This is a genomic window from Candidatus Cybelea sp., from assembly GCA_036489315.1.
GTDB lineage: Bacteria > Vulcanimicrobiota > Vulcanimicrobiia > Vulcanimicrobiales > Vulcanimicrobiaceae > Cybelea.
Window position 1 is genome coordinate 1 of sequence record DASXFZ010000016.1, and the last position, 9,923, is coordinate 9,923.

General features: G+C 62.1%; 11 protein-coding genes and 3 tRNA genes. 3 read left to right on the forward strand and 11 right to left on the reverse strand.

The features are described from left to right. Positions 1-86: 86 nt before the first annotated feature. The 5 genes from VGG51_04450 to msrB form a co-directional block, all read right to left on the reverse strand. Complete coding sequence (locus VGG51_04450) at positions 87-1,361, reverse strand: hypothetical protein (protein HEY1882274.1); 1,275 nt, start codon at positions 1,359-1,361, stop codon at positions 87-89. Beyond that, positions 1,345-2,028 (reverse strand): hypothetical protein, encoded by a 684-nt coding sequence (locus VGG51_04455; GenBank protein ID HEY1882275.1) that lies wholly within the window; start codon positions 2,026-2,028, stop codon positions 1,345-1,347. The genes VGG51_04450 and VGG51_04455 overlap by 17 nt, the downstream gene beginning before the upstream one ends. A gap of 310 nt (positions 2,029-2,338) precedes the next feature. Then, on the reverse strand, positions 2,339-3,271 hold the full coding sequence (locus VGG51_04460; protein HEY1882276.1) for a glutathione S-transferase family protein: 933 nt from the start codon (positions 3,269-3,271) through the stop codon (positions 2,339-2,341). After that, complete coding sequence (locus VGG51_04465) at positions 3,268-4,086, reverse strand: extracellular solute-binding protein (protein HEY1882277.1); 819 nt, start codon at positions 4,084-4,086, stop codon at positions 3,268-3,270. The genes VGG51_04460 and VGG51_04465 overlap by 4 nt, the downstream gene beginning before the upstream one ends. Continuing rightward, positions 4,038-4,454, reverse strand: coding sequence for a peptide-methionine (R)-S-oxide reductase MsrB (gene msrB, locus VGG51_04470; protein HEY1882278.1), 417 nt, complete (start codon positions 4,452-4,454; stop codon positions 4,038-4,040). The genes VGG51_04465 and msrB overlap by 49 nt, the downstream gene beginning before the upstream one ends. A gap of 69 nt (positions 4,455-4,523) precedes the next feature. On the opposite strand from msrB, the gene VGG51_04475 reads away from it, so the two are divergent. Continuing rightward, positions 4,524-4,712 carry a hypothetical protein gene (locus tag VGG51_04475; GenBank protein ID HEY1882279.1) on the forward strand — a complete coding sequence of 63 codons (189 nt, stop codon included), beginning with the start codon at positions 4,524-4,526 and terminating at the stop codon, positions 4,710-4,712. Positions 4,713-4,733: 21 nt separating this feature from the next. Here VGG51_04475 and VGG51_04480 read toward each other — a convergent pair whose 3' ends face one another. Next, positions 4,734-5,501 (reverse strand): hypothetical protein, encoded by a 768-nt coding sequence (locus tag VGG51_04480; GenBank protein HEY1882280.1) that lies wholly within the window; start codon positions 5,499-5,501, stop codon positions 4,734-4,736. A gap of 156 nt (positions 5,502-5,657) precedes the next feature. Here VGG51_04480 and VGG51_04485 point away from each other — a divergent pair, with 156 nt between their 5' ends. Beyond that, on the forward strand, positions 5,658-6,419 hold the full coding sequence (locus VGG51_04485; GenBank protein HEY1882281.1) for a MerR family transcriptional regulator: 762 nt from the start codon (positions 5,658-5,660) through the stop codon (positions 6,417-6,419). 2 nt (positions 6,420-6,421) lie between these two features. On the opposite strand, the gene VGG51_04490 is transcribed toward VGG51_04485, so the two are convergent. The 5 genes from VGG51_04490 to VGG51_04510 all read right to left on the reverse strand — a co-directional run bounded on the left by VGG51_04490 (position 6,422) and on the right by VGG51_04510 (position 8,702). Beyond that, positions 6,422-6,496 (reverse strand) — tRNA-Thr (locus tag VGG51_04490). A gap of 66 nt (positions 6,497-6,562) precedes the next feature. Beyond that, positions 6,563-7,024, reverse strand: a complete 462-nt coding sequence (locus tag VGG51_04495) for a group I intron-associated PD-(D/E)XK endonuclease (protein ID HEY1882282.1) — start codon at positions 7,022-7,024, stop codon at positions 6,563-6,565. 109 nt (positions 7,025-7,133) lie between these two features. Continuing rightward, entirely contained in the window at positions 7,134-8,399 is a 1,266-nt protein-coding gene (locus tag VGG51_04500; GenBank protein HEY1882283.1) for a hypothetical protein, read from the reverse strand. Positions 8,400-8,539: 140 nt separating this feature from the next. Then, positions 8,540-8,613: transfer RNA gene (locus VGG51_04505), tRNA-Gly, on the reverse strand. A gap of 4 nt (positions 8,614-8,617) precedes the next feature. Beyond that, positions 8,618-8,702: transfer RNA gene (locus tag VGG51_04510), tRNA-Tyr, on the reverse strand. 201 nt (positions 8,703-8,903) lie between these two features. Here VGG51_04510 and VGG51_04515 point away from each other — a divergent pair. Further along, entirely contained in the window at positions 8,904-9,788 is an 885-nt protein-coding gene (locus tag VGG51_04515; GenBank protein HEY1882284.1) for a hypothetical protein, read from the forward strand. Positions 9,789-9,923: the final 135 nt, after the last annotated feature.

A 9,923-nucleotide genomic window follows, 5' to 3' on the forward strand; every position in this document is an offset into this window, starting at 1 on the left:
GAGGCGAGCAGCTTTTCCGCCGGATGCGGAAAAGCGAGCGTCCCCGAACCCATTGGGTCGCGCGCTCTCGGAGAATGCGAAGTAGCTCACTCATATACACCTCTGAGGTACCATTGCGCACCTTGATGGTAGATGCGGGCGAAGGTTCCGTCGGCGAGGACGACGTCGTATTCGTCGCGTGCGACCGGCGCAGGAGTGAACGGGCGCTCTTGGATGCGCCACGGGCCGCTGCATTGCGTTACCGTTTGGCGGTCGACGATCGCAGGCTCCCCGGCGCGTAACTCGACGGGAATCTCCCGAACTTCAAGCAAGCGCAGTTGAGGAACGACCTTACGCGTGCCCTCGGAGCGGCAGGGATCGCTTTCGGAATGAGCGGCCGTCATCTTCGGCTTGTCGAGCGCGAACGGTTCGTAGGTAAAACGCTCTTCGAGCAGATGGGCTTGCCGCGTCGTCGCGCGCGAAACGCTCTCGCCGAGGATCGCTTCGAGCCGCGCGATCGTTACGGCGACTCGTGCAGGATCGAAGTCGACGGCGCGTAGGAGCGCCTGCGCTTCTCCTCCTTCTTCAAGGATACGCGCCTGCACGCGCAGACCGACGATGGCCGCTTCGAAGGTCACGCCTTCGAGCTTGGCGCGCATCATCTCGAACATCGTTCGTTCGTCTGCCGTCGGCATGGCGAGCGGAACGTCGAACGCGGCGGTGCCGGCGTCCTCGAGCTCGAGCGCCAGGTACAGCGCACCGGCGCGCTTTCCGCAGCGTTCTAGATCGCCGCAGACACGCGTCAACAGCATGCGCAACGCGAAGAAAACCTGCACTTCGTCGACGGCGCGACCTTCACCGAAGAGCGCTGCCTCGATCGCGACGGCTCGGCTCCGCGGCAGGAAGGGCCGGCGATCGATGCCGCGCGCGAGCTCGTGCCAGCGCGCGGCCGCCGAGCCGAATCGCCGTACGAAGGGTCCGTGCGGCAGCGCGGCGAGATCGCCGAGGCGTTCGATTCCGAGCAGCGTCAACCGTTCGACGATCTCCGGTTCGATATCAAGCAGCGCCAACGGCAGCTCGGCGAGTAACCGGGCCTCCGAACCGGGCCGCCAGATGCAGCCGTCGCCAACGTACGCCGCCGCGCGCGCGGCTATTTTATTGCGTCCAACGCCGAGACGCGGCAGGCATCCGTACGCCGAGAGCAGCGTGCGCGTTTGCGTGATCCAGGCGGACGCTCCGCCGGGACTGCCGTGCATGTCGAGATATGCGAGGCCGCTGCGAACGTCGTCGATCAGCGGCGAGACGGCATCGAGCGCATCGAGCAGCTCCTCCCACTGCGCCGGTTCGGGCAGGTCGCCGGGAAGGTCAACGCAGAGCAGCACGGAGCCTTGCCGTCCCGAGCAGCGCCGAAGGAAGGTGTTTGTGCTTGCGCAGGTCGATGCAGAAATCGAAACCGGCGAAGCAACCCCAGAGCCCACGTTTGCCGTGAACGACCGCACGCTCGAACGCGCAGTGCAGCCGCAGCTCTGCAACGGCGCTCAAAGCGGCACCGGCGCGCGCGGCCATCACGACCAAGAGCACCCCGCTGCGATGCGCGAGCATCGCCAAGCGCGACCAAATCGCGTCACGCAGCGCGATCGCCGGCATGAGCACCAGCCGGCAGATTCGCGAGCGCAGCAAGATGTCGACCGCGCGGGCGACCTCGAGCGCCTTCCTCGCGGGGACGACCAGGACGTGCTCGAGGCGTGCTCCCGCCTCGGCCAGGCTCGGCGGATAGAGCGTTCCATCGTCGAGGATCGCTACTAAGCTGCGGCGCGTCAACTCGGCGACGAGCCCAGCTGCCACGCTCCAGCGCCCGGTCGTCCCCTCGAGCGTCGCGACCGCACCCGGAGGAAAGCCTCCCGTTAGCAGCCGGTCCAGTTCCGGGATGGCGGTTGGAACGGCTCCCTCGACTGCAAGGGAAGCGGGCCCCACCTTGGCGCTCAGCTCGGCTTTGAGGGCTGCGAAAGCCGCGATTTTGCCTTCATCCCGTACTGCTAATGCCACCATGGGAGATTCATGCTAATCGAACATATGTTCGATGTCAAGGGCCCGCCTGAGGCGCTAGTGGTCTTTGAAGTTCGGGAAGAAGCGCTCGCTATTATCTAGCGGCTGCGAGTTACCGGTTCGGGGCCTGAGATGTGCGGTTCAGGGCCCGAATAGAAGATGCTGACTGCGAAGATGTACACCAAAAATAGAGCGCAAAGGACCAAACAAGCGATCCCAACATGAAGCGACCAGCGAAGAACGCTTGCGATCATTTGGCTTCATAATACCTGAAGCGTGCCGAAGCGGTCACGCAAGCGGACCGGCCAGGGATTTAGTTCAGATGGTTCCGGTCGTGGGGCTCGCCGAGATCCATTATCGGGCCGATCGGCACGATCCCCGTTGGGTTGATTTCGTCTTGCGTGATGTAATAGTGGCGCTTGATCTGATCGAAGTCCACGGTCTCGGCGACGCCGTCGATCTGGTAGAGGTCGCGCAGGTAGCCGTAGAGATTCGGGTAGTCAACGACTCGCCGGAGATTACACTTGAAGTGGCTGTAGTAGACCGGATCGAAGCGCACAAGCGTCACGAAGAAACGCCAATCGGTTTCGACCGGCCGCGCACCGAGCAGATAGCGCTGGTAAGCCAGGCGCTCCTCCATCGCGTCGATCGTCGTGAAGACTTCGTAGGCGGCGCTTTCGTAGGCAGCTTGTGACGTTGCAAAGCCGGCCCGGTAGACACCGTTATTGAACGTTTCGTAGATGAAGTCGTTGAGCTCGTCGATTTGCGGGCGCAGATCGCTCGGATAGAGATCGAGTTCCGGCTTGGCCGCAACGGCGTCGAACTGCGTTTCGAACATCCGCATGATGTCGTCATCGGAGTTGCTCACGATGCGGCCGCGCTCTTTATCCCAGAGCACCGGCACCGTCACGCGGGAGTCATAGCCGGGATCGGTGGCCGTGTAGGCTTCGCTCAGAAAAGCCCAGCCGTTGACCGGGTCTGGCTGCGCGGTAAAACGCCAGCCGCGTTCGTCGCGAATCGGATCGACGATCGTCATGCCGATTGCGTCTTCGAGTCCTTTGAGCTTCCGAACGATAACGGTGCGGCACGCCCACGGACACGCCAACGAAACGTAGAGATGATAGCGGCCGGCTTGCGCCGGGTAACCGGAGCTGCCGTCGGCCTTCACCCAGTCGCGAAAGGCATCTTCTTGACGCTTGAAGCTGCCATCGGCGGTTTGTTCACTGGGAAACTGCGCCTTATTCACTTGAGGAAGGTCAAACCCGCGCGCGTCAGGATATCGCGGCCGGCGCCGGTGAGAATAAAATCGGCGAAGGTTTTGGCGGTTTGCGGATGCGGCGCGGCCTTCATGATCGCTAGCGTGTAAGTAATGCGATCGGTGAGCGCGGCGTTGCCGGGAAGCGGGATGAAAGGATATTTGCGTGCGATTGCTTCGGTGCGATAGAAGAATCCGATGTCGACCTGGCCGGTGTCGACGCGCGCCAAGAGATCCTCTTCGGGAAAGATCTGCGCGGGATTTTCCTCCGGCCCCAGCAGATGCTGCTCCTGTTCGTCGCCCAGCCACATCTTCACGCCGGTGATCGTGTACGCACCTTTGGGATCGAGCTTCGGATCGGTGCGCCCGATGCGCAGGTCCAGCGTTTCGAGCGCATCCTCCAGCGGCATCTCGCCTTTGGCGGCGCGTTCGAAGACGGCGGCGTATTTCGAGTTCGGCGCCCATGCAACGCCAAGGCTCGTTCCCGCAAAGGTCGTCGCCGAGGCGACTTTATCGCCGAGATTCTTCACCAGCGGCGGATTGACGCTAATAAAGACGTCGGGGGTGCGAACACCCGACGCAATGAGATTCGCCAGCTCTTTGCTCCCGCCGGGTTGGCCTTCGAAGGCGATGCCCTTGTCGAGCAGCGCCGCCTTCACCGGCCCTTCCATCGGCGTGACGAGTGAGCCGGCGTAGAGTACCGATACGACGTTCTGGGCCGCCGAGACGCGCAGCAGCGCGAACGGCAGCGCGAGGCTTACGAAGAGGGCGAGGGCCGAAAGTCGAGCGAATGCGAGTTGATGCAATAGCGGGTTCCTTCCGGGCCGGGGCCATCGTCGAAGACGTGGCCGAGGTGTGAATCGCAGCGTTTGCAGCGTACCTCGATGCGCTGCATGCCGTGGCTGGAGTCGTCGAGGAGGCGGACGTTCTCCTGTTCTTGAGGGCTGGTGAAGCTCGGCCAGCCGCAGTGCGAATCGAACTTCGAATCGGCCGCGAAGAGCGGCAGACCGCAGGCCCCGCACGTATACGTGCCGTCGTCGTTGACGTGAAGCAGCGGACCGCTAAACGGTGCCTCGGTTCCGGCTTCGCGCAGGATATGGTAGCGGTCGGGCCCGAGCTGTGCGCGCCATTCCTGCTCGCTCTTTTGAATCTCGGGGACTACGTCATGTTTCATCGCTTATTTCCTCTTCGAGACGTATAACGCGCGAAGGCGCTAAAGCGATGCAAGCGCGAAGAGCAGCTCATGAAGCTGCTCTTCGAGATATTGTTGTCGATTCTCTTACACCCGATCGCGATGATCCTCATGTGGATCAACCTGCTCGGCCGCGGCGATCTGACGGGTTTTCAGAAGGTCATCTGGTTTATCGTCAGCATCGTCTGGGGTCTGGGACCGATACTCTATATCCTCGTCTCGGACGGCGCGCTCTGGTAGCTAGAGGCCGAGATCGCCCGGTTAGTGCGGCGGCCGGCCGCCGCCCCTGCTTACCGGAGCGTGACCTCCGCCACCGCTGATGCCGCCGCGCCCGCCGCCGCCCTGCGGCATACCGCCGCGTACGCCGCCGCCGCCTCCGGGATTGCCGTGGATGGTTCCGGTGCGCACCGGCGGGCGTCCGCCCCCGTAGGGATAGCGGCAGCAGCCGTAGCGATACGGGTATCCGCCGTAGTAGCCGCCGTACGGATAGTATCCGCCGCCGTAGTACCCGCCGTATGGGTATCCGTAGCCGAAGCCCCACGGACCGGGCCAACCCCAGCCGAAGCCGAGGCTAATGCCCACGGGATAGCCGCCGTAGCCGTAGCCGTACCCGCCGCCGTAGCCGTACCCGCCGTAGCCGCCATCGCCGTAGCCGTTGGCGGTGTAGCCGCCGCCGTTATCGCCGTAGTAGGACGAACCAGCGACGTCGATGCGATAGGCGTCAAACGTCGAGCCATTGGCATAGCCGTAGATGGTCACGCGCATGCCTTCGGTCAGCTTCTGGCCGGTTGGATTGATGACCGTCCCCTGGTGCATCGTGACGTGATCGCTGTAACCGCGGTCGTCGTGCAGATAGACGACGTAGCTGCCGTCGAATCCGGTCAGGGTTCCTCTAATCGATTGCTGGTTTGCAACCGGGGTCCCGTAGCTCGGAGCGCGTTCCTGCGCGCCTGCCGCTGCGGGAAAAGTAAGACAGAGCGGCGCGGCCAGCGCGGCGCCGAGTAGGATGTGTGAGAACAGCTTAAGCATAACTGTGTATATTATAACCCGTAATCGCCGGCTGCGGGGTTAGAAAATGCTGCAAAAACGGGTGCTCCTCCGCCCTCTCGGCCAAGCGGGCAAAAGCCTGAGATCTGGTCGCCCTTGACTCCGACGTTGCGTTAGGGTCTAGGCTCCGAAACGACGATGGAAACGCGAGACGGCGCGCTGCGCCGGATTAAAGCTTTCGCAAACGACGCCGGGGTCAGCGTTCGGACGCTGCACCTCTACGATCGGCTTGGTTTGCTCGAGCCGGCCGCCGTTACCGAGTCGGGTTACCGGCTCTACGGCGACGCCGAACTCGAGCGGCTCGAGCACATCCTGGCGTTGCGATTCGTCGGATTGAGCTTGGAGCAAATCAAGCAGCTTCTCGGAGAAGCTTCCCCGCCGCTCGCAGACGCACTGCGCATGCAGCGCAACGTCATCGCGCGTCAGAGATGCCGGCTCGACGCTGCGCTCGACGTTGTCGAGCGGGCGCAGAATGCGCTGGCCGCGGATTCGTCTGCCGATCGCTGGGAGATTCTCCGCACCGTCATGGAGGTTTTCAAAATGCAGAACGACTTTAAGTGGACGCAAGAATATTACTCGGAAGAAGCGCGCGAGAGAATCGAGGAGCGGCGGCGCAGCATGCCGCCCGATGCGATCGAGCAAGGACAGCGCGACTGGACGGCGTTGATTGCCGACGTCGAAGCGGCTGTTACCCATGGCATCGATCCGTCCAGCGAACAGGCTTGCGCGCTCGCAAACCGCTGGCACGATTTGATCGCCTCCTTTACGCAGGGGAACGCCGAAATCGCAAGCGGCTTGAATAGGCTTTGGTCGGATGAGACGCACTGGCCGGCCGATTTCAAACGGCCGTGGAGCGACGCAGCCGACGCCTTTATCAACGAGGCCACGGAGCGCAAATAAGATGGAGCCGTCGATGGGGATTGAACCCATGCTCTCGCCCTTACCAAGGGCGTGCTTTACCACTAAGCTACGACGGCTCGCCGGCCCTAGGCCTTACTCCGTCCGTTGTTTCCTGTCCTACCCGCGGCAGGTTTACGGCGTAGTCAGATGCCCTGCGCATCCCGCGAATCTGGCGATTGTAAGCCTGATGCACTCTTGTTGGAAATCAGGTAGCGACGCGTCCATTTCACGCGCGAGTACTGCCCGTTCTTCGAAGGTGTGAAGCGAATCGAGGCATTACAAGTGCTTGGCACTTCCTCGACGGGGATGAGGTAGGCCCCTGCGATTCCGGGGCAGTACACGCCAAAGAACGCGACTGCGCCGCGATATGTTCTCAGGCGCTCTTCGCGGTCGGCGTGAACGCTATAGCAGTTGAATAGGATCGCACCGTTCCGCAGCCTGCCCGTTTTGACCTGAACGCGCGAAAGCACCCCCTTGTTGTCGAGGATAAGATCGTAGCGCTGGTCCTCGCCAAACGGGAGTGAAACCTTGTAGCCTGCCTGAATTAGTTCGGCAAGGACGACTGCTTCCGAGAAATCGCCGACGGCCTTCGTGTTGCGCTTCATGGGCGGTATCGTCTAGGTGAAGCATGTCACCTGGGTGGCATAACCGCCATATTACCGAACATTTACATACAGCGAAATTTGGGTAATCGGAAGACGATCGTTTACGTGATTACTTGTCCGACGGCGAGTACGCGGCGCCCGGTACGTAATCGCCGAGATTTATGCTCGGGACGGCCTTCCACTTGTTATTCGCGGTCGTGCCGATATCGAGCCAACCCATGGAGTCGCCCGCCACGACCGCCTTGTCGGTTGCATTGAAACCGAGGCCGATTGGCTGGCCGGCACCGAAGACGTTGACCGGTGTCGGGCCGAGCGTTTTAACCGGCTCGCTGCTCGAAGTGACCGGCATGGCATACTGCGAGATCGTTCGCGCGCATTCGTCGACGTAGTTCAGGGTTTTGCCGCCGTTGCTGACGTAGACGCCTCCCGGACACTGGAAGGTCAACGGATTGAGTATCGAAACAAACTTTGCATTCGTCGTCGGATTGGTAATTTCGGCGAGGCCGCCGCCGCAGGAGCTCGTGCACCCGTAATAGCTGAACCAGATGTTGCCCGAGCTATCGAGATCCATGTAGCCAGTGTCGCAGACGGGCGAGCATGCCTCGCCGACGTTGATGTATGCCGGCGTTGCCGAGGCGTTTCCGGCCGGCCAATACTCGAAACCCGAACCGTAGACATAATTACAACTCGGATTGCAGATCTGCTCCTCCGAGAAGGGAATCGCGGCGTAGACAGTCTTGCCGTCGGTCCCCGCGTCGTAGGCGTACGAATACCAGTAGGTGCAGCTGGAGATCGGGCTCGGACAACTCGGCGTGTACGTTCCTTGCAGCGTGCCGCCCGAATTATATTCGAGAACGTTGCCGTTGGAATAATCGCTATCGTACTCGCATCCGATCCAGACGTTCTTCGTGTGGTCGACGTGCACGCTCTGCGGATCGACGCAGTTATCGGCTTGCAGATCGATCGCCGTCTCGGTCTTTTTCGCGCGCCGATTCTCTCCGATGAGATAGCTGGAATTCCCATTCAAAGCCCAAATTGCAACGCCGGAGGTGCTGTGCGACAGGTGATGCAGGTTGGGACGGTGCGGATGCGCGCGCAGCTCGGCAAGGATTTGACGCATGGTTGCGACCGGAGCCGGTGCCGGCAGTTTACCAGCGGCCTGGAACTCGAGCAGACGCATCGCGCTGATCGGACCGATGCGCGCGTTCGGATGCAGGTAGTGTGGCCGCCTGCCGGCGTGCGCGGGCGCGAGCGCAGCGGGCGCGAACGAGCCCGCGGCGGGCGCAGTCTGTGGGCTCGCAGGACCGTTTGAACAGCCGTAGAGCAGCACTGCAGCGAGAACGGCGCTGCCGGCGGTAGCTAACGAAGTTCGCATGTCGTCGACCTCTCCTAAGTCATATAAGAGGGCCCGGCCCTCTTTTTGGAAGGCGCGCCGGGTTTCGGCTAGGCCGGTTCGAGGGGCAGCGCCCCCTCCCTTTTGGAGAGGTTAGACGTTAACGGTAGGCCGGAAAAGGCTGGAGCGGGCGGCGGGAATCGAACCCGCGACTCTTGCTTGGAAGGCAAGGGCATTACCACTATGCAACGCCCGCGATCTGGGCAGGGCTGGATTCGAACCAGCGTAGCGCTTTCGCGCGCCAGATTTACAGTCTGGTGCCATTAACCACTCGGCCACCTACCCAAAGAGCTCGCAAAATTCGTCAGCGAACCTGGGTACGATACCCGAACGAGGCGCTCCTCGGCAAGGGTGAAACCTCCTAAGGTAACCTAAGTAGCTTCCGGTAGCCGTCCTCATGGTCTTCTCATGTGCCGCCCGATGGGGTACCCTTACCATGGAAGCCATAGCAAACTCGCTTGTCGTTTTTTTGGAGTCTGCACGAAGATGAGTCGCCTGCCGGCTCTCGCGCTCACCGCCCTACTCGGACTGCTCCTGACCCGCTGCGGCGGCTTCGGGCAGTCCGGCGTTTCGCTGCCCCGCAGCGGCGACAGCGTGCAGACGGTTAGCGACGCCGCTGACTCCCTGGTCGCCCACCGCAGCTCGGCCACCGAGAACGCGAAGGCGGCGATCGGTGTCACGGACGCCTTCGGATCGGTCGTCCGCGAGATCAACGAAGACGAGCAATTCCTCACCAGCTTCGGCGCTGCGACCAAGACGGATTTCGCCCGCACCTCGACCCGCGTTACGCCCGGCGCCAAACGCGTGTTCTCGGTTGCGGCACTCGTGATGCGGCCCAGCTTCGGCAACGTCAGCGCCTATTGTCAGAGCTCCGCCGGTTACACCGCCAAGGGCATCCCGTCGCTCGACTCGACCTTCGGCTGGCAGAGCGGCACGTTCTCCGGCGGCACGCGGATGACCGACGGCCTGCGCTTTGCTACCTGGTCGGCGAACGCGAGCGGCAAGAGCGTACAGGCTCCCGTCGGCGGGCTCTCAATCGTGCGCTCGGGCGACGCCGTCTGCCCGATGATGGCGCCCACCTACTCGATCAACGGCGCGACCTCCACCAACACGTTTTCGATTCCGCTCTCCGTGACGTATCGCTACGGCACGCTGTGGAATCTCACTACCAGCAACGCGACGTTCTCCGACGGCGAGAGTCTCGACGTCGCGACGACCCCGGCTCGTCAGCCCGAAGTCGCCGGCGTCATCACCAAGGGCAACGTCGAACTCGCCGGTTTCCGAATAAACGTACGCGGCAACGGCACGCTCACGATCACGAGCACCGGCGCGCAGTACGTGATCGCCGGCTGGATCGTCGTCGGAACCTAGTGTTGTGAGTTATAAGTTCATTGCAATAACACGAGACTTTTGGTATACTGGATAAGTGAGGAAATCCAGGCAAACCGTTCGTGGCCGACCCAAGCGAGACCTCAATCTTACGCGCGACGAGCGAGAACAACTGGA